At 70.8% G+C, this 17,690-nt stretch carries 19 protein-coding genes; 6 read left to right on the forward strand and 13 right to left on the reverse strand.

The annotated features are described in order from the left end of the window. Window positions 1-5: 5 nt before the first annotated feature. Window positions 6-218, reverse strand: a complete 213-nt coding sequence (locus ACFU8Q_RS26265) for a hypothetical protein (protein WP_384458050.1) — start codon at window positions 216-218, stop codon at window positions 6-8. A 43-nt stretch (window positions 219-261) separates the two neighbouring features. Then, window positions 262-486 (reverse strand): hypothetical protein, encoded by a 225-nt coding sequence (locus tag ACFU8Q_RS26270; protein WP_384458052.1) that lies wholly within the window; start codon window positions 484-486, stop codon window positions 262-264. Between the two features lie 160 nt (window positions 487-646). On the opposite strand from ACFU8Q_RS26270, the gene ACFU8Q_RS26275 reads away from it, so the two are divergent. Beyond that, a complete protein-coding gene (locus ACFU8Q_RS26275) occupies window positions 647-1,318 on the forward strand; it encodes a dienelactone hydrolase family protein (protein WP_384458054.1) in 672 nt (223 codons plus the stop codon). Between the two features lie 25 nt (window positions 1,319-1,343). Here ACFU8Q_RS26275 and ACFU8Q_RS26280 read toward each other — a convergent pair whose 3' ends face one another. The 3 genes from ACFU8Q_RS26280 to ACFU8Q_RS26290 are packed head-to-tail and all read right to left on the reverse strand — an operon-like array spanning window position 1,344 to window position 3,483. After that, window positions 1,344-2,072 carry a polysaccharide deacetylase family protein gene (locus ACFU8Q_RS26280; RefSeq protein ID WP_384458056.1) on the reverse strand — a complete coding sequence of 243 codons (729 nt, stop codon included), beginning with the start codon at window positions 2,070-2,072 and terminating at the stop codon, window positions 1,344-1,346. 23 nt (window positions 2,073-2,095) lie between these two features. Further along, window positions 2,096-2,659, reverse strand: coding sequence for a hypothetical protein (locus ACFU8Q_RS26285; RefSeq protein ID WP_384458058.1), 564 nt, complete (start codon window positions 2,657-2,659; stop codon window positions 2,096-2,098). Between the two features lie 8 nt (window positions 2,660-2,667). Further along, the gene (locus ACFU8Q_RS26290) at window positions 2,668-3,483 is read right to left on the reverse strand and encodes an SDR family NAD(P)-dependent oxidoreductase (protein ID WP_384458060.1); all 816 of its coding nucleotides are present in this window, start codon (window positions 3,481-3,483) and stop codon (window positions 2,668-2,670) included. Between the two features lie 369 nt (window positions 3,484-3,852). Here ACFU8Q_RS26290 and ACFU8Q_RS26295 point away from each other — a divergent pair, with 369 nt between their 5' ends. After that, entirely contained in the window at window positions 3,853-4,947 is a 1,095-nt protein-coding gene (locus ACFU8Q_RS26295; protein ID WP_384458062.1) for a glycosyltransferase, read from the forward strand. A gap of 99 nt (window positions 4,948-5,046) precedes the next feature. Here ACFU8Q_RS26295 and mmsB read toward each other — a convergent pair whose 3' ends face one another. The 6 genes from mmsB to ACFU8Q_RS26325 form a co-directional block, all read right to left on the reverse strand. Beyond that, complete coding sequence (mmsB, locus tag ACFU8Q_RS26300) at window positions 5,047-6,276, reverse strand: multiple monosaccharide ABC transporter permease (RefSeq protein WP_384458064.1); 1,230 nt, start codon at window positions 6,274-6,276, stop codon at window positions 5,047-5,049. A 9-nt stretch (window positions 6,277-6,285) separates the two neighbouring features. After that, a complete protein-coding gene (gene mmsA / locus ACFU8Q_RS26305) occupies window positions 6,286-7,848 on the reverse strand; it encodes a multiple monosaccharide ABC transporter ATP-binding protein (protein WP_384458086.1) in 1,563 nt (520 codons plus the stop codon). 17 nt (window positions 7,849-7,865) lie between these two features. Further along, entirely contained in the window at window positions 7,866-8,990 is a 1,125-nt protein-coding gene (gene chvE / locus ACFU8Q_RS26310; protein ID WP_384458066.1) for a multiple monosaccharide ABC transporter substrate-binding protein, read from the reverse strand. 3 nt (window positions 8,991-8,993) lie between these two features. Continuing rightward, window positions 8,994-9,962, reverse strand: coding sequence for a hypothetical protein (locus ACFU8Q_RS26315; protein ID WP_384458068.1), 969 nt, complete (start codon window positions 9,960-9,962; stop codon window positions 8,994-8,996). 172 nt (window positions 9,963-10,134) lie between these two features. Further along, window positions 10,135-11,142 (reverse strand): zinc-binding dehydrogenase, encoded by a 1,008-nt coding sequence (locus ACFU8Q_RS26320; protein WP_384458070.1) that lies wholly within the window; start codon window positions 11,140-11,142, stop codon window positions 10,135-10,137. Further along, entirely contained in the window at window positions 11,139-12,293 is a 1,155-nt protein-coding gene (locus ACFU8Q_RS26325) for a mandelate racemase/muconate lactonizing enzyme family protein (RefSeq protein WP_384458072.1), read from the reverse strand. The genes ACFU8Q_RS26320 and ACFU8Q_RS26325 overlap by 4 nt, the downstream gene beginning before the upstream one ends. Window positions 12,294-12,532: 239 nt before the next feature. On the opposite strand from ACFU8Q_RS26325, the gene ACFU8Q_RS26330 reads away from it, so the two are divergent. The 3 genes from ACFU8Q_RS26330 to ACFU8Q_RS26340 all read left to right on the forward strand — a co-directional run bounded on the left by ACFU8Q_RS26330 (window position 12,533) and on the right by ACFU8Q_RS26340 (window position 15,225). Continuing rightward, window positions 12,533-13,306: an IclR family transcriptional regulator gene (locus ACFU8Q_RS26330; RefSeq protein ID WP_384458074.1), complete on the forward strand. Its 774-nt coding sequence runs from the start codon at window positions 12,533-12,535 to the stop codon at window positions 13,304-13,306. Beyond that, the gene (locus ACFU8Q_RS26335; protein ID WP_384458076.1) at window positions 13,303-14,145 is read left to right on the forward strand and encodes an SMP-30/gluconolactonase/LRE family protein; all 843 of its coding nucleotides are present in this window, start codon (window positions 13,303-13,305) and stop codon (window positions 14,143-14,145) included. The genes ACFU8Q_RS26330 and ACFU8Q_RS26335 overlap by 4 nt, the downstream gene beginning before the upstream one ends. A gap of 150 nt (window positions 14,146-14,295) precedes the next feature. Continuing rightward, a complete protein-coding gene (locus ACFU8Q_RS26340; RefSeq protein ID WP_384458078.1) occupies window positions 14,296-15,225 on the forward strand; it encodes a TIGR03619 family F420-dependent LLM class oxidoreductase in 930 nt (309 codons plus the stop codon). Between the two features lie 89 nt (window positions 15,226-15,314). Here the strand turns inward: ACFU8Q_RS26340 and ACFU8Q_RS26345 are convergent, their stop codons facing one another. Both ACFU8Q_RS26345 and ACFU8Q_RS26350 read right to left on the reverse strand, forming a co-directional pair. After that, a complete protein-coding gene (locus tag ACFU8Q_RS26345) occupies window positions 15,315-15,764 on the reverse strand; it encodes a hypothetical protein (protein WP_384458080.1) in 450 nt (149 codons plus the stop codon). A gap of 186 nt (window positions 15,765-15,950) precedes the next feature. Beyond that, the gene (locus tag ACFU8Q_RS26350) at window positions 15,951-16,106 is read right to left on the reverse strand and encodes a hypothetical protein (protein ID WP_384458082.1); all 156 of its coding nucleotides are present in this window, start codon (window positions 16,104-16,106) and stop codon (window positions 15,951-15,953) included. Window positions 16,107-16,250: 144 nt separating this feature from the next. Between ACFU8Q_RS26350 and ACFU8Q_RS26355 the strand changes: the two genes are divergently transcribed. Continuing rightward, window positions 16,251-17,690, forward strand: a 1,440-nt coding sequence (locus ACFU8Q_RS26355) for a glutamate synthase subunit beta (protein ID WP_384458084.1), incomplete at its 3' end; no start/stop codon positions are given.

Raw genomic sequence — 17,690 nt, forward strand, 5'->3', positions numbered from 1 at the left:
GCCGATCATTGCGCCTCGTAGCAGTGGGCCCGGCCGTCGCGCCATTCGATCCAGGTCGGATCGTCGAGTAGGTGCTCGGCGTCGTAGACCCCGGCCTGCCGCAGGAAATCGATCAGGTCGCGGTCGCTGTGCGCGAGGCCGGCGAGACCACCGTTGATGGTGACCGCCCGGCCGCCCGTGCCCGGTGCCGGGCGGTGCACGACGATCGGAGCACCCATGCCCCCAGGGTGCGCCCGCTCGGGCGTTGACGCTCGCGGTGGGTCAGGCGCTCTCGTAGCGATGCGCTGCGGCGCCCTGCCACTGGACCACGGCGGGGTTGTTGAGGATCAGCTCCGGATTCGCCAGCCCGGCGTCGGCGAGGAACACGACGAGGTCCTGATCGCTGTGTGCCATGCCGAGCTTCTCGTCGCGGCTGTTGATGTGCACGGTCACCAGCCGGCCGCCGGACGGCGTCGGCGCGTGGATGGTGATCGGTGGTGTCGCCATGACTCCAGGGTGGCCTGCGGCGACGGCTCGCGCGACCGTGGGAACACGGACCCGGACGTGCGGGGGAGCGTATGACGTCGCACCGTGGACGCCGACGATCCCGCTCCGTGCGCGGGCCGGCCGCACCGTGGCGTACCCCGGGAAGGAGACGATGACAGTGGTGAAATCCCAATCGGTTTCCGAAGCGGTTTCCATACCTGTTGACGGTTCGGCCATCGTCGGCGACCTGGTGATTCCCGAGCAGGCCGCGGGGGTGGTGCTCTTCGCCCACGGCAGCGGCAGCTCGCGCCACAGCCCGCGCAACAGGGCCGTGGCCGCGTCCCTGCGGGAGGCGGGGTTGGGCACGCTGCTGCTGGACCTGCTGACCGAGCAGGAGGAGCGGTTGGACGCCGTGTCGGGGCAGTACCGCTTCGACATCGGCCTGCTCGGGCGACGCCTGGTGTCCGCGGTGGACTGGCTCGGCGGCCGGCCGGCCACGGCGGAGCTGCCTCTCGGGCTCTTCGGCGCGAGCACCGGGGCCGCCGCGGCCCTGGTGGCGGCGGCCGAGCGGCCCGGCCGTGTCCAGTCCGTCGTGTCGCGTGGCGGCCGTCCCGACCTGGCGGCTGAGGCGCTGAGCCGGGTGCGATCCCCTGTACTGCTCATCGTGGGCGGCGACGACGGGCACGTACTGATGCTGAACCGGGAGGCGGCCGAGCAACTGCGTGTGCCGCACCGGCTCCACGTGATTCCCGGCGCAACACATTTGTTCGAGGAGCCCGGTGCCTTGGAAGACGTCGCGGCCGCGGCGTGCCAGTGGTTCTTGCGTCCGGGGCAGGAGGAAGGGCGGCCATGAGGTCCATCCGTCGGGTCCGGCGCACTCAACCCGTCCGCCGGACCGGCGCAAGGCCGTGGTCGGCGAGCGGGCCGACGGCCAGCCCGGCCGTCCGCAAGCCGTTGATCAGTTCCGGCAGTGTCGCGAGTACCGGCCGCCACTGGCACGATGCCGACTGATCGGCATCGTGCAGGAGGACCGTCCCGCCGCCGCGCAGCCCCCTGCGTACGGTCGTCAGGACCCCGTCGGGCGTCGCGTTCTTCGCCCATTCCCGCCCCCAGGCCGACCACAGCACCGGTCGCAGCCCGCAGGCCAGGGCGGCGGTCCACCGGCCGCCGGTCAGGATTCCGTACGGCGGCCGGTACCACAACGGCCGGACGCCCGAGACCCTTCGCACCGCTTCGGCGGCACGGGTGACCTCGCGCAGGTCCCGGCCGGGGGCGGGAAGCCATGGGCGGCTGTGTGTCCAACCGTGAACGGCGAGTTCGTGCCCGCGGCGGGCGATGTCACGGCCGAGTTCCGGATGGCGCAGCAGACTGTCCCCGAGCACGAAGAAGGTGGCGCGGGTGGACAGCCGGTCCAGCGCGTCGAGGAAGAGCGGGGTGGAGCGGGGGTCCGGGCCGTCATCGAAGGTCAGGGCGACATGCCTGGAATGGCCGAGGCCGGCCAGGGAGGGAAAGCACGTCCGGCGCAGCCCCGGCAGCCATGTGCCGGCCGGGGCGACATGAGCGGTCAGCACAAGCGCCGACACGGTCAGTGGGGCACGGAGCGCCATGGGGATCCTGCTGTGCCGGGGGTTCAACGGGCTTCTGTCCCTTCGTCGTCAGCGGCCGTCGGCAGTCGGTCGGGCCGGCTGTGCTTGGTCGTTCTCGTGGCATCCCAGTGACCCGCGACCGCCGGGGAGAGCGACAGGCCCACCGTGCCTGCAGCCACCAGGCACGCACTCGTCGGGGCCGGCGGCAGTTGATCGACCAGCGCGATCCGCTCGCCGGACAGCACCTTCCCCAGCACCACGCTCACCAGCGCGTCTCCGAGCGTGAGCGCCGGCTGGGAAGCGGCCAGGGTCCCGGCACGCAGTGTGAAGAGGAGCTCGCTCGCCATCAGCGGCTGAACCACCGACAGGCTGCCGGCTGTCGGCGCCCCCGCCTGCGGGACGGCGGACAGCCCGAGCGCCGTCACACCGGCCGGCCAGAGGGGACGGCGCACCAGCCGCGCCAGAGCGCGCATCCCCTGCCACACCGCCGGCCTGCCGCCCACCGCCTCGGACTCCGTCTGTTCCATGGCGGCGCGCCGCTGCAGCACCGATGCCGCGCCATTGGCGAGGGTCGCCCACAGCGCCAGATCCACGGCGAGGACGTTCATGTCGCCGATCAGCCGAAGCGGGCCGCGAGCCGGTGATAGAGCCCGGGGGCCACGGAGCGCACACACCCCGGCAAGCGCAGCCAGCCGGGGACGTACACCTCCTCGCGGTCCGCGGTGAAGGCCTCCCAGACCGCGTCGGCGACGCGTTCCGGCGTCATCGGCCGGGGCCACGAACGGGCGTACGGCATCCCTCGGCGCTCGAAGAACGGCGTGTCCACCACACCGGGGACCATATGTGTGATGCGCACACCGGTTCCCTTCAATTCGTAGCGCAGAGCGTCCGCGAAGGCGGCAAGGGCAGCCTTCGCCGCCGAATAGACCGCCTCACCGCGGACACCGGTGGATCCCGCCACCGATCCGATCAGCATGATGTGTCCGCGCCCCGCCGCGAGCATGTGGGGCAGCAGCAGCCGTACCAGATGGACGACGGAAACCAGATCCACGGTGAGGACCCGGTCGGCGGCGGCAGCCGGCATCGCGTGGAAGGAGCCCGCCCAGCCGACCCCTGCCGCCGCGACGAGCAGGTCCACCCGGCCGGCGGCGTCCAAGGCTTCCTCGACCAGCTTCTCCGTGCTGTCGAGCGACATCAGGTCCGCGTACAGCGGCGTCGAGCACGTCGCCGCCGCGATACCGTCGAGCCGCTGCCGGTCGCGCCCGCTCACCAGAAGCCGCCAGCCGCCTTCGGCGGTGATCCGCTGTGCCACCGCGGCCCCGATACCCGAGGAGGCCCCCGTCACCAGGGCCACTCCGGCCCGGACGTCGTGACCGTCCGACGCGTCGCCACCCGGCACGCCGCGGTGAGCGATGCACGGAACACGTGGCATGGCCTCTCCCTGTCTCAGTACTGTGCGGCACGGTGGCCCGCCCCTCGGAGACCGCGGACGCGGGCATTGCGGTGTCGGGTCTGGTTAGGGGTAGCCCGAGTGGGCTCCCGTAAAACCGTTGAAGGCCATACCTCACTGCACCGAACGCACCGACAGGACGGAAGTACCGGGTTCCGCGCCCGTCCCGACGGATACTCCGAGGGCTGCCGACCTCAGAGGTGATCACGTGCCTGCCGCTCGTCCGACTGAGCTACCGGACCCGTGTGGACCGCTCCGCCGCCCGGTGGGCTCCCGCTGCTACCGGTGGAAGTCCCGTCGGAACGGCCCCGCGCCGGACGGCGAGCAGGGAGTCCCCGGAGCGTACGGCCGATGAACGCGGCGCCAGGACGCTTCCTGATCCTGAGCGCCGGTATGGGCTCCGGCCACCACGTGGTGGCCGCCGAACTGGCCCGCAGACTGGAGGCCGGGGGAGGGCGGACGACGACGGTCGATGTCCTCGACCTGCTGCCCGCGGGAATCGGCCGCGGACTGCGCTCCTTCTACCGGACGGCCGTCTGCCGCACGCCCGTGGTCTATTCCGCGCTGTATGCGGCCTTCTTCCGGACCGGCGGCGGCCCCCGGCCCGGCAGTTCCCCGTTGGCGACCCTCGCGCAGCAACGGCTGCTCGACCTCGTCGCACGACAGCGGCCGGACGTGGTCGTCCCGGTCTTCCACCTCGCCGCCCAGCTCACCGGCGGACTCCGCGCCCGTGGCGCGCTCACGATCCCGAGCGCCGTCGTCATCACCGACTTCGCCGTTCACCGCCAGTGGCTGCACCCGGGCAACGATCTCCATCTGTGCCTCACGTCCGATCTCGCACATCGGGTACGGCGAGCGGTACGGCGTCCGGCGGTCGTGTCCGGCGCCATGGTGGCACCCCGGTTCCACGCCCCGGCGCCGACGGCGGCGGACTGGCGGCGACGCCTCGATTCGCCGGGCCGGTCGCCCGTGCTGATCTCGACGGGCGCCTGGGGGGCCGGATCGCGTGTGGCCGGGACCGCGCGCCTGGTGGCCGCGGCGGGATACGTGCCGGTCGTGCTCTGTGGTACGAACACCCGGTTGCGCCGGGACCTGTCACGCCTCGCGCATGTACGCGCGGCGGGCTGGGTCGACGACATGCCGGGCCTCATGAACGCCTCCCGCGCGCTCATCGACAACGCCGCAGGCCAAACGGCACTCGAAGCCATGGCCGCCGGAGTTCCGGTGGTCGGCTACCGGGCCATTCCGGGCCACGGCAAGGAGGGTGTACGCCGGATGGCGGAGCACGGTCTCACCGATTACGCGACGGACCCCCGGGCGCTGGTCCGCGCCCTGGACCGCCTGACCGCGCCGGGTCCGGTGCGCGATCGGCGCGTCAGTGCGGCCCGCGGAGTGTTCTCCGGCGCGGGAGTCCTCCCCCTGCAGGCCCTGGCGCGAGCGGTCTGAACCGACCGGCCCGCGACCACGTACCACCTCCGCCACCGGACCGGCGGCGGCGCCGTGCTCGTCGGCCCCGCCGCCGGGGAGCTCCGCCGAAGCCTTGCGTCAGCGGCCGATCTTGCGCTTGTTCCACACGTCGAATCCGACCGCCGCGAGCAGGACGAGGCCCTTGATGACCTGCTGGTAGTCGGTGCCGATCCCGACGAGCGACATGCCGTTGTTTAGGACGCCGAGCACCAGGCCGCCGATGACCGCGCCCATCACCGTGCCGACGCCGCCGCTCATCGACGCGCCGCCGATGAACGAGGCGGCGATCGCCTCCAGTTCGAAGTTGAGACCCGCCTGCGGAGTGCCCGCGTTCAGACGTGCCGCGTACACACAGCCCGCGAGCGCCGCCAGGACGCCCATGTTGACGAAGACCAGGAAGGTGACGTGCTTGTCCTTGACGCCGGACAGCTGCGCGGCGGCCTTGTTCCCGCCGAGCGCGTACACATGCCGCCCGACCACGGCATTGCGCATCACGTAGCCGAGCAGGAGCAGCAGGGCGCACATGATGAGCATCACGACCGGCACGCCGTGGAAGCTGGCCAGGGTCAGCGTGAACGCCACCACGGCGGCCGTCATCGCCACGCACTTGGCCACCCACAGACCCTGCGGAAGGGTGTCGAGGTCGTAGGCGAGCTGACGCCTGCGGTCGCGCCACTCGCGCAGCAGCAGGAAGACGATCGCGACCAGACCGAGGACGAGCGTCGGGTTGTGGTACTGCGTGTACGGGCCCATTTCGGGGATGAAGCCCTTGGCGATGTTCTGGAAACCGTCCGGGAAGGGCGCGAGCGACTGGCCCTCCAGGACGATCTGCGTCAGGCCGCGGAACAGCAGCATGCCGGCCAGCGTCACGATGAACGAGGGAATGCCGACGTACGCGATGAAGAAGCCCTGCCACGCGCCCGCGACCGCGCCGATGAGCAGCGACAGGACGAGCGCGAGTACCCAGGGCATGTCCCCCTTGACCATCATCACCGCTGCCATGGCCCCGACGAAGGCGACCAACGAGCCGACGGACAGGTCGATATGGCCCGCGATGATGACGATCATCATGCCCATGGCCAGAATGAGGATGTAGCCGTTCTGCTGGATCAGATTGGACACGTTGTTCGGCAGCAGCAGGGTGCCGTCGGTCCAGATCTGGAAGAGCAGAACGATGAACGCCAGGGCGACGAGCATGCCGTACTGACGCATGTTGGCGCGCACCGATCGCAGGAGCAGAGCGCCTGTCGAGAGCCGTTCGGACGGTGTCGGGGACGCGCCCCTGGGGGGAGTGGTCGTAGTGGTCATGGCGGGGCCTCAGCTTCTGTTCGTCGTCGTGTCGCGTGTCATCAGGCGCATCAGGAGTTCCTGGGTGCAGTCCGCGCGGGCGACCTCACCGGTCAGCCGGCCCTCGGCCATCGTGTAGATCCGGTCGCACATCCCGAGCAGCTCCGGCAGCTCGGACGAGATGAACAACACGGCCTTTCCGTCGGCCGCGAGCCGATCGATGACGGTGTAGATCTCGTACTTCGCGCCCACGTCGATGCGGCGGGTCGGTTCGTCGAGGATCAGCACCTCGGGGTCGGCATGGATCCACTTGCTCAGGACGACCTTCTGCTGATTGCCGCCGGACAGGCGCCCGACCCGCTCGAAGACCGAGGGGGCCTTGATGTTCATCGAGGTGCGGTAGCGCTCGGCGACCTGCCGTTCCAGATGCTCGTCCACCACTGCGCCGATGCCGCCGACGCCACGCCCGCGCATGCCCGGCAGCGAGGCCAGGGAGATGTTGCGGCCGATGGTGTCGATGAGGTTCAGGCCGTACCGCTTGCGGTCCTCCGTGACGTACGCGATCCCGGCGCCGATCGCCGCGGACACCGTCCTGGTGACCACCTCGCGCCCGCCGACCGAAACCGTGCCGCCGACGTAGTGGCCGTAGGAGCGGCCGAAGACGGACATGGCGAGCTCGGTGCGGCCGGCGCCCATCAGGCCCGCGATGCCGACGATCTCGCCGCGGCGTACGGTCAGGGACACGTCGTCGACCACCGTGCGCTGATGGTCGACGGGATGGCGGACCGTCCAGCCGGCGACGGCCAGGGCTTCGGTGTCCTCGCCGGTGTAGCGAGTGCGGTCGGGGAAGCGGTGGTCCAGGTCGCGGCCGACCATGCCGCGGATGATGCGCTCCTCGGACAACTCGGGTGTGGCTGAAAGAGTTTCACGTACCGTCAACGTTTCGATCGTCTGCCCGTCGCGCAGGATGGTCACCGAGTCGGCGACCTCGCGGATCTCGTTCAGCTTGTGCGAGATGATGATGCTCGCCACGCCCTGCTCGCGCAGCTCCAGGATCAGGCCGAGCAGCTGGGCGCTGTCCTCGTCGTTGAGCGCGGCCGTGGGCTCGTCGAGGATGAGCAGCTTCACCTCCTTGGACAGGGCCTTGGCGATCTCCACCAGTTGCTGTTTCCCGACGCCGATGTCCGCGACCGGCGTTTGCGGCTTCTCGCGCAGACCCACCCGCTTGAGCAGTGCGCCCGCCCGGCGGTAGGTGTCGTTCCAGTCGATCACGCCCCGGGCCGAGGTCCGCTCGTTGCCGAGGAAGATGTTCTCGGCGATGGAGAGATACGGGACCAGGGTCAGCTCCTGGTGGATGATCACGATGCCGTGCCGCTCGCTGGCCTGGATGTCCTTGAAGGCCACCGGCTCGCCCTCGAACCGGATCTCGCCCTCGTAACTGCCGTGCGGATGCACGCCGCTGAGGACCTTCATCAGGGTCGACTTGCCCGCGCCGTTCTCACCGCAGATGGCATGGATCTCTCCGGGCCGTACCGTCAGGTTCACCTCGGTGAGCGCCTTGACGCCCGGAAACGTCTTCGTGATGGAGCGCATCTCCAGTACGGGCCGCGTCACTTGAGCTGTCCAGCCGTGAAGTGCCCCTCGCTCACGAGGAGATCGGTGTTGTTCCTGTCGATACTGACCGGCTTGAGCAGGTAGGAGGGCACGGTCTTCTTGCCGTTGTCGTAGTCCTCGGTGTTGTTGACCTCCGGCTTTCTGCCGTGGAGGACCGCGTCGCCCATCCGCACGGCCTGCGCGGCGAGTTTGCGGGTGTCCTTGAAGACGGTCTGCCGCTGCTCGCCCCGGATGATGGATTTCACCGAGGCCAGCTCCGCGTCCTGTCCGGTGACGATCGGCAGGTCCTTGCCGCTGTATCCGGCGCTCTTGAGCGCGGAGATGATGCCGATCGAGATGCCGTCGTACGGCGACAGGACTGCGTCGACCTTCTGGTCGCCGTAATTCTTGCTGATCAGGTCGTCCATCCGCTTCTGCGCGGTGCCGCCGTCCCAGCGCAGCGTCGTGGCCTGGCTCAGCTGCGTCTGCTTGCTGCGCACGACGAGCTGCCCGCTGGCCAGGTAGGGCTCCAGAACCTTGAGGGCGCCGGTCCAGAAGTACTTGGTGTTGTTGTCGTCGGGTGAGCCCGCGAACAGCTCGATGTTGAACGTCTGCCCGGCGGCCTTGTCCGGCTTGCCGAGCTTCAGTTTGTCGACGATGTACTGGCCCTGGAGCTCCCCGACGCGCTCGTTGTCGAAGGACGCGTAGTAGTCGACGTTCTCGGTGCCCATGATGAGGCGGTCGTACGAGATCACGGGGATGCCCGCGTCGTGGGCGCGGGCCAGGACGTCGGTGAGGGCTGAGCCGTCGATGGCGGCGACCACCAGGAGTCGGCGCCCCTTTGTGATCATGTTCTCGATCTGGGCGACCTGGTTCTCCACCTTGTCGTCGCCGTACTGCAGATCGGTCTTGTACCCGGCCTTCCGGAATTGCTCGGCCATGTTCCGGCCGTCGGCGATCCAACGCTCGGAGGCCTTGGTGGGCATGGCCAGGCCGATGGTGCCGCTCGTGCCGTCATCGGCGCGGTAACGGCTGCCGCCTCTGGCCTCCTGGCCGCAGGCGGTGAGGGAGACGGTGAGCAGGGCGGCGGCCGTGCAGACGGCGGCGAGGCGGGTGTGGCGTATGCGGGTGCGGTCGGTCATGGATCAATTGCCTTCCGGGACGGGGAAACGCCTCAGGTCTCCCGGCAGCCGGGAGCCGAGCGGCGACATGCCGCCGTCCGCGCCGTGCCGGGCGAGCAGGTCGAGGACGAGCCGCCCGCGCCGGACGCGCTCGCGGGCGGTCGCCAGGGTGTGGTCGCGCAGTTGGGCACCGTACGGGTAGATCCCGGACGCGTTGCTCAGGCCGAACTTCAGATAGATCGGGGCGCCGCGCCGGATCAGCTCGGCGACCTCGTACATGCGTACGTAGCCGCCCAGGTCGTCGGGCGCCTCGACGTACATGTCCATCGGGGCGGCACTGACCCTGCGGATCTCGGACAGATGATCCAGCGTCAGGTCGGAGGGCACGTTGAGGGAGTCGGCGCCGAGCTGCTCGTACACCGCGTACGAGGCCGGGTTGACCGGGCCGCTGAGCGCGGACAGTTTCAGCGTGGTGCCGGCGGGCAGCAGCCCGGCCAGCCGCATCCGATGCAGGGTCCACAGCACCCCCTCGTCAGCGACGAGCAGGCAGGTGACGCCCAACTCCGATGCGCGCAGAGCGTCTTCCACGCATCCGGCGAGCGCGTCGTGTCCCCGGGCGCGCAGCCCCGCACCACCGGAACCGGTGCGCGTGGATCCGCCGATGTCCCAGGTGCCGCGCGGTCCGGTGAACAGGCACAGCTCGATGTCCCGCTCGGCGCAGGACTCCACCATCTCGGTGATCTCGCTGTCGGTGAGCATCCAGACGCCGCTGCCCTGACTGATGCGGTGCACCGGCACGTCCTGACGGGCGCTCTCCGCGAGTACGACGCTCAGCGCCTCGGGCCCCTCCACCGAAGGGATCTCCGTGCGCCACGTGCCGCCGTCGGGAAAGGTGTGCGCCGAGGCATCGGCCGGTTCGACGGCGGGCGTGGGATGGCCGACGCGGGCGAGCGCGTCGCCGCCGGGGCGTCGGGGGGAAGAGGGGGCGGTCACGTGACTCCCATGTTCGATATTTCGGACGTCATTCGGATGAGGTGATGTGCGGTGGTACAGGGCTGTCGAGCGGACGAGTACCGCCGTGGGTACCAGGGGTGGTGCGCGGGTACGCATACGTACTGCGGGTGCCGGTACGCATGCGACGGGGCAAAGCTTGCCGGGAAGGGCACTAGGGGTGCAGCAGCACCTTTCCGGTCGCCGGGTCGCCGTCGCCCACCAGGGCCATGGCATCGGCGAACCGTTCCAGCGGGAACGTGTGGGTGATGAGCGGGGCGGGCGAGATCAGCCCGAGACCGAAGGCGCGTACCGCCTCGGACCAGGCCGAGGAGGGTGCGCCGAAGACGGAGCGGATCTCCAACTGGCTCAGTGCGAGATGCACCGGATCGATCCCCCTCGCGCCGGGCGCGAACATTCCGGTGAGCACGACCCGGCCGCCCCTGCGGGCGAGGAGGCAGGCGTCGGCGGCGGTCGACGGTGCGCCCGCGGTCTCCACCACCAGGTCGAAATCGCCTTTTCCTGCGGTCTGTTCAGGCGTCAGGTGCTCGGTCGCGCCGAACCGGACCGCCTGCTCGGCGCGTGTGGCACGGGGGTCGATCACCGTGAGCTCGGCGGGCGACGTAGCGGCGAGCAACTGCACCGCGAGCAGCCCGAGAGTGCCTGCGCCGAGCACGGCGACGCGCTCACCGGGCCGGGGTCGCCCGGCCCGTACGGCGGCCGTGACCACCGCCGCGGGCTCGATCAGCGCGGCGGCCCGCAGATCGGCCGCGTCGTGCAGCGGATGCAACAGGCGTACGGGTACGAGGAGATGGTCGGCGAACGCGCCCGGCTCGGTGAACCCCGTCTCGGCGTATCCACCGGTGCACAGGCTGGTCTCCCCGTACCGGCAGCGCGCGCAGACACCGCAGGACCGGAATCCCTCGGCGACGGTCTTGCGGCCGACGAGCGCCGCGTCCACGCCCTCGCCCACCGCCTCCACCGTGCCCGCCCACTCGTGGCCGGGCACCACGGGATAGTGGACGTAGGCGAGGTCGCGGTGGCCGTCGTAGACCTCGCGGTCACTCATGCAGATCCCGGCCGCGGCCACCCGCACCCGGACCTCGCCGGGCCCCGGCTCCGGCACGGCTGTGTCGACCAGGCGGTGGCTGCCGGGGCGGTCGATGACGATCGCGCGGCTCACTCGGGCTTCCTCTGCTCCCAGTTCTCGGCCCACAGATCGAACCGGGCCCGCTGCTGGGGGAATTCGGCCGCGGCGTCGACATCGAACTCGACCCCGAGGCCGGGAGCGTGCGAGATCTCGAAGCACCCCGTCTCCGGGTCCACCTGCGGCGCGCCCCCGACCACGTTCTTGATCTCCGCGTCCGCGAAGTCGTTGAAGTGCTCAAGAATCTTGAAGTTCGGTGTGCAAGCGGCCAGTTGGAGAGAAGCGGCCGTCAGCACCGAGCCGCCGACGTTGTGCGGGGCGACCAGCATGTAGTGGGTCTCGGCGGTCGCCGCCAGTTTGCGGGTCTCCAGGATGCCGCCGATGTGGCCGAGGTCGGGCTGGATGATGTCGGCGGCCTGCGACTCGAACAGCTCGCGGAACTCGATCCGGTCGTGGATGCGCTCCCCGGTCGCGACCGGCAGGTCCACCCGCTCCGCGACCTTCGCCAGCGCCTTGAGGTTCTCCGGCGGCACCGGCTCCTCCAGCCAGGCCGGGCGGAACGGCGCCATCTCGCGGGCGAGCCGCACCGCCGTTGCCGGGCTGAAGCGGCCGTGCATCTCCAGCATCAGCTCGGCCTCCGGCCCGATCGCGTCGCGCACCGCCTCGATCAGCGAGACGGCGTACCGGGTCCGCTCGTGGTCCAGCTCGAAGTGCCCGGTCCCGAACGGGTCTATCTTCAGGGCCCGGTAGCCGCGTGCCACGACCTCCTTGGCCGCGTCGTGATAGGCCTCCGGGGTGCGCTCGGTGGTGTACCAGCCGTTGGCGTACGCCTTGACCCGGTCGGTCACCTTGCCGCCGAGCAGCTGCCACACGGGCACCCCGAGCGCCTTGCCCTTGATGTCCCAGCAGGCCATCTCGACGACCGCGATGCCGGACATGACGATTTCGCCGGCCCGTCCGTAGTCGCCGTACTTCATGCGCCGCACGAGATCCTCGACGGCGAACGGATCGGACCCGGCGATGTGGTTGGCCTCGGCCTCCCGGAGATAACCGACCAGGGCGTCCGTGCGGCCGAGCATCCGGGTCTCGCCGACACCGGTGAGGCCCTCGTCGGTGTGGACAAGTACGTAGGTGAGATTGCGCCAGGGGGTCCCGACGACATGGGTGGTGATTCCCGTGATGCGCAAGGCGGTTTCCTCTAGGGTCTGTTCGAGATTTCGTCACATGTTCGAGATGGGTGGCGTGACCGTAAACAGGCTCCGCGGAAGGTGTCAATGGGTCGCGCGCCGGCCGATTCCGCAGGGACCGTTGCCCGGCGAACGCGACTGTGTTTAGCCTGTGTTCGCGATACCGGCCGCTGACCGAAATACCGAACGACGGCAACGGACGGCAACCGACGGCGAACGACCAGGGGTGGGTGAAGGAAATGGGACGTCTCGTCCCCGCGGTGACCAGGGCGCTGGACATACTCGAGCTGTTCCTGGAAGGCGACGGAACCCTTTCCGCCCCCGAGATCACCCGCAGACTCCAGCTGCCGCGTACGACGGTGCACGAACTGATCACCACGCTCGCGGCCCGCACCTACCTCGTGACGGTCCCGGGCCGGCCGGGCCGCTACCGCCTCGGTGTGCGCGCCTACCAGCTCGGCAGCCGATACGCGGAACAGCTCGACATCGCAGCCGAGGGCAACGAGGTGGCCCGCGAGGTCGCCGAGACCTGCGACGAGACGGTGCACGTCGCGATCCTCGAAGATCTCGACGTCATCTACATCGCCAAGGTCGACTCGATCCACGCGGTCCGCATGGTCTCGGCCGCGGGCCGCAGGCTCCCGGCCCACTGCACCTCCGTGGGCAAGATGCTGCTCGCCTCGCTGCCGGTCGAGGAACTGGACGCCCGCATCGAGGAAGAGGGCGAACTGGTCGCGATGACCCGGAACAGCATCACTGATCCCGGCGAGCTGCGGGCCGCCCTCGCCGACATCCGCGCCCGCGGCATCGCCTTCGAACACCGCGAGTCCAACCCGGACGTGAGCTGCGTCGCCGCGCCGGTCCGCGACCGCACGGGCCGCGTCGTCGCCGCCCTGTCCATCTCCGTGCCCATGATCCGCTGGAGCGAGGAGGGCGAGGCCGAACTCGCCGAGCTGGCCGCCAAGGGCGCCGCCGCCCTCTCCGCACGTCTCGGCCACCGCGGCGCCCGATGAGGCCCGAGGTCGCCGTCCGGGAGCGGGCCGCCCTCGGCGAGGGCCCCACCTGGGACCCGGCGACCGGACGCCTGACCTGGGTGGACATCCTCGGCTGCCGGGTCCACACCTACGACCCGGCGAGTGGCCGCCGCACGGTCATGGCCACCGGACAGCACGTCGGGGCGGCGAAACCCCGCGCGGGCGGCGGCCTGGTGGTCAACCTCAGGGACGGCATCGGCCTGTACGCCGCGGACGGGGCGTTCTCCTGGCTCGTGCACGACCCGGTGGCCGGCCGCCGCGGCAACGACGCGGCCGTCGCCCCCGACGGAGCCCTGTGGGCGGGCACCATGCGGTACGACGAGCAGCCGGGCGGCGGCACCCTGTCCCGTATCGCCCCCGACGGCAGCGTCACCGAGATCCTCGACGCGGTGGCGGTCAGCAACGGCACCGGCTGGTCTCCCGACGGCTCGCTCATGTACTACATCGACAGCCCCACCCGCCGTATCGACGTCTGCCGCGTCGACGGCCCGCGCCTCCTCGACAGACGACCGCTGGCGACCGTCGAAGAAGGAGCGGGCTTCCCCGACGGTCTCACCGTCGACGCCGACGGCTGCGTATGGGTCGCACTCTGGGACGGCGCTGCGCTGCGCCGCTACACCCCGCGAGGCGACCTGGACCGCACCGTCCGGCTCCCGGTCCGCCGGCCCACCGCCTGCGCCTTCGGCGGCCCCGGCCTGCGCGATCTCTACGTCACCACGGCCCGCACCGGCCCGGGCCGGCCGCACCCGCTGTCGGGATCGCTCCTGGTCCTCCCGGACGCGGGCCCGGGCATGCCGAGCCCGGCCTTCGCGGGCTGACACGCACGGCCCGGTCACCGGCCGACGGCGCGAGCGTGGGGGACGACGACGGCGAGGCCCTGCACGCCGTGTCTTTCGACGGCCATGGGGTGGGAAAGACGTAAGTGTTCTGAGGTAGTTGTTCCGCAGCCATCATGAAGGAGCGCATTCATGCCGATCCCACTCGGTCTCGGACTCCCGCAGATGAAGCAGTACGACATCGGCCGCGATGTGGCCCCCGTGGCCCGCGCGGCGGAGGAGACCGGATTCGCGAGCCTCTGGGTATTCGAGCGTGTCCTGTTTCCCGAGCCGGCCACCCAGGGGCTGTACGGCGTACCGGGGCTGCCGTGGCCCGATCAGTACCGCAGCGTCGCCGACCCGCTGGTCACGCTCGCGCTGGCCGCCGCGGCCACCGGCCGGGCGCGGCTGGGCACCAGCGTCCTGGTCGCGCCGTTGCACGTGCCGTTCCAGCTGGCCCGGTCGCTCGCCTCGCTCGATGTCGCGAGCGGTGGACGAGTGATCGCGGGCCTCGGCACGGGATGGTCCCTGGACGAGTACGCGGCCGCTTCCGTCGCGCCCTTCGAGAAGCGCGGCGCGGTTCTGGACGAGCTGCTGGACGTGTGCGCGGCCGTCTGGGGCCCGGACCCCGTCTCGTACGAGGGTGAGCTGACCACCATTGCCCCGTCCGAGGTCGGCCCGAAGCCGGTGCGCCCCATCCCGGTCTACCTGCCCGCGAACAGCGCGCGCGCCACCCGCCGTCTGGTGGACCGGGCGGACGGCTGGATGCCCGTGGCCATGGGCGCCGCCCAGCTGACCGAGCAGTGGCAGCGGGTACGGGACGTGGCTGCCGAGCGTGGCCGGGAGCGTCCGATCGACGTCTGCGCCCGTGCCAACGCGCGGTACACCGCCAAGCCGTTCGAGGGTGCGGACCGGCAGCCCTTCCACGGGAGCGTGGCGCAGATCGTCGAGGACCTGGTGGCACACGCCGCGACGGGCGTACCGGAGATCATGCTTGACCTGCAGGGCACGACGCGCGACGCCGCGGAGCTGATCGACGTGGCGACCGAGGTGTACGAGACGGCGCGGGCCGCGGGCGTCTGACGGGGGCGCGAGGACCAGCAGGCCTGCGGGACCCACCCCGTCCCGAGCCGCATCGCCCCGGCGTGCCGGGCGATGCGGCGGGCGCCCGGTCAGTGCCGGGCATGGCCCTCCTTGCCCCGCCGGATCCAGTGGGCCCGGCGCTGGTAGCGGGCAACGGGCGGGGTGACCGGAGCAGTGGGCGACGGCTTGGGTTCGTCGAGGGGCGCGGCCTCGGCGGCCGGGGGTGCGGCCGGGGCAGCAGCGCCGCTGGGCGGACGCAGCCCCTCCGTCGAGTACCGCGTCGTCGCGATGCTCTCCACGAGCTGCTCTTCGGTGAAGCTCTCCGAGCCGGGCACATGAGGTACGAAGCCGATGAGCACCCCGTCGCTGACGATCTCCGCGTCGAGACCGGAGGCCCCGTCGACGTCCCACAGCGCCTCGATCCCCTCGTCGAGGACGACCCGGATCCCGAACTCGTAGACACCCGCCTCCACGAGGTGGGCCATCACATTGCGGTCACGAAGCGCCGACACCAACCGGCCGGCGCGGTCCGAATCCATACCGGGCGGACCTCCTTCGACTACGGACACGCGTACGGACACAGGTACGCCCCCATATCCGGATACCTGTTGCGCGGGCTCGCCGGGCGCAGCCTCCCCGGAGGCGCCGTACACGGCGGCTGTACGTGTGGAACTCGCCACGGTACGAACCGGCAACGAGCCGCCGCCGTACAGCAGCCGCCTCTTTCAGCTCTCGGTATCCTCCGCTCGGCGCTCACCCTCGGCCTGCGACGGCTGGGTCCGCATCGTGGCGGGGTGCCGCTCCTCGGCCGGATTCATGTCCTCGTCCAGCCGCTCGCCCTCTGCCTGTGACGGCGTCGGGTACTCGTCGTACTCGCTCATGGCCGCCTCCGTGGTCGGAACGCGTGCCTACAAAAACGAGCGTATCGCGTCGTTCGGCCGGTGGCCCGGCCAGGAACGAGGGGTGGTTGCGGGCGTAGTCTGGCCGTAACGCCTGTGCACCGCGAGTCAGCGACGGAGGCGGTCATGACCGACCCCCACGGCTTCCTCAGGACCCCCCGCCGGCCCGTCCCGGCGCGCCCGGTCCAGGAACGGCTGAGCGACTGGAACGAGGTCTACGCGGGCCAGGCCCGGCTTCCGCTCGTGTCCCAGCAGGCCGGGCGGTGCATGGACTGCGGCATACCGTTCTGTCACAGCGGCTGCCCGCTGGGAAACCTCATCCCCGAGTGGAACGCGTACGCGAGGAAGGGCGACTGGTGGGCAGCGGCCGAGCGGCTGCACGCGACGAACAACTTCCCCGAGTTCACCGGGCGGTTGTGCCCGGCGCCGTGCGAGGACGCCTGCGTGCTCACCATCAACGCCGATCCGGTGACGATCAAGAATGTCGAGCAGGCGATCGCCGACGAGAGCTGGGCGCGCGGGTACACCACGCCGCAGCCGCCCGAGCGGCTCAGCGGGAAGACCGTCGCCGTCATCGGTTCGGGCCCGGCGGGACTGGCGGCAGCGCAACAACTCACCCGCGCCGGACACACCGTCGCCGTATATGAGCGTGCCGACCGCATCGGTGGACTGCTGCGCTACGGCATCCCCGCCTTCAAGCTGGAGAAGTGCCACCTCGACCGCCGCATCGAGCAGATGCGGGCGGAGGGCACCAAGTTCCGTACGGGCGTGGACGTCGGTGGCGATCTCGACGCCGCCGAGCTTGCGGACCGGTACGACGCGCTCGTCGTCGCCGTCGGAGCCACCGGGCGACGGGAGCTGCCCGTCCCGGGCCGCGAGCTGTACGGCATCCACCAGGCCATGGAGTACCTGACCCTGGCCAACCGGGTCGTGGAGGGCGACCGCGACGTGCCGGTCGTCACCGCCGAGGGCAGACACGTGGTGATCATCGGCGGCGGAGACACCGGATCGGACTGCCTGGGCACCGTCCTGCGCCAGGGTGCGGCCTCCGCAGTACAGCTCGACATCAACCCGGAGCCCGGTGCCGCCCGACGGGACACCGAGCCCTGGCCCGTGTACCCGAAGGTCTATCGGATATCCCACGCCCACGAGGAGGCCCGGGGGCGGGACGGCGGGGATCCGAGACTGTTCTCCTCCGCCACCCTCCGCTTCGAAGGCGACCGGACCGGCCATGTGCGCGCGCTGCGCCTGGCCGAAGTGGAGCCCGAGGGCAGAAGGCCGCTGTTGGAGACGGAGCAGGTGCTGCCGGCGGATCTCGTCCTGCTCGCCCTCGGCTTCTTCGGTCCCGAACGCGACACCGGCCTCATGCGGCAGCTCGGACTCACGCTGGACGACCGGGGAAACTTCGCCCGGGATGCCGCCTTCGCCGCTGCGACAGCGAAATCAGCTGAAACGGCTGAAGGGGCGGTCCCGGAGGGCTCGGCCGCGCGGGCGGCCCGAGTCGAGAACGGCGGGGTCTTCGTCGCCGGTGACGCGGGCCGCGGCCAGTCCCTCGTGGTGTGGGCC

The organism is Streptomyces sp. NPDC057543 (assembly GCF_042801895.1).
In the GTDB taxonomy this organism is placed as follows: Bacteria; Actinomycetota; Actinomycetes; order Streptomycetales; family Streptomycetaceae; genus Streptomyces.

Bases quoted from the DNA above. Each gene is read 5' to 3' on its own strand.
- ACFU8Q_RS26335 (WP_384458076.1), top strand. From the start codon at position 13,303: ATGAGGCCCGAGGTCGCCGTCCGGGAGCGGGCCGCCCTCGGCGAGGGC.
- chvE (WP_384458066.1), bottom strand. From the start codon at position 8,990: ATGACCGACCGCACCCGCATACGCCACACCCGCCTCGCCGCCGTCTGC.
- ACFU8Q_RS26340 (WP_384458078.1), top strand. From the start codon at position 14,296: ATGCCGATCCCACTCGGTCTCGGACTCCCGCAGATGAAGCAGTACGAC.
- mmsB (WP_384458064.1), bottom strand. From the start codon at position 6,276: ATGACCACTACGACCACTCCCCCCAGGGGCGCGTCCCCGACACCGTCC.
- ACFU8Q_RS26350 (WP_384458082.1), bottom strand. From the start codon at position 16,106: ATGAGCGAGTACGACGAGTACCCGACGCCGTCACAGGCAGAGGGCGAG.
- ACFU8Q_RS26270 (WP_384458052.1), bottom strand. From the start codon at position 486: ATGGCGACACCACCGATCACCATCCACGCGCCGACGCCGTCCGGCGGC.
- ACFU8Q_RS26265 (WP_384458050.1), bottom strand. From the start codon at position 218: ATGGGTGCTCCGATCGTCGTGCACCGCCCGGCACCGGGCACGGGCGGC.
- ACFU8Q_RS26285 (WP_384458058.1), bottom strand. From the start codon at position 2,659: ATGAACGTCCTCGCCGTGGATCTGGCGCTGTGGGCGACCCTCGCCAAT.
- ACFU8Q_RS26280 (WP_384458056.1), bottom strand. From the start codon at position 2,072: ATGGCGCTCCGTGCCCCACTGACCGTGTCGGCGCTTGTGCTGACCGCT.
- ACFU8Q_RS26290 (WP_384458060.1), bottom strand. From the start codon at position 3,483: ATGCCACGTGTTCCGTGCATCGCTCACCGCGGCGTGCCGGGTGGCGAC.
- ACFU8Q_RS26345 (WP_384458080.1), bottom strand. From the start codon at position 15,764: ATGGATTCGGACCGCGCCGGCCGGTTGGTGTCGGCGCTTCGTGACCGC.
- mmsA (WP_384458086.1), bottom strand. From the start codon at position 7,848: ATGCGCTCCATCACGAAGACGTTTCCGGGCGTCAAGGCGCTCACCGAG.
- ACFU8Q_RS26330 (WP_384458074.1), top strand. From the start codon at position 12,533: ATGGGACGTCTCGTCCCCGCGGTGACCAGGGCGCTGGACATACTCGAG.
- ACFU8Q_RS26295 (WP_384458062.1), top strand. From the start codon at position 3,853: ATGAACGCGGCGCCAGGACGCTTCCTGATCCTGAGCGCCGGTATGGGC.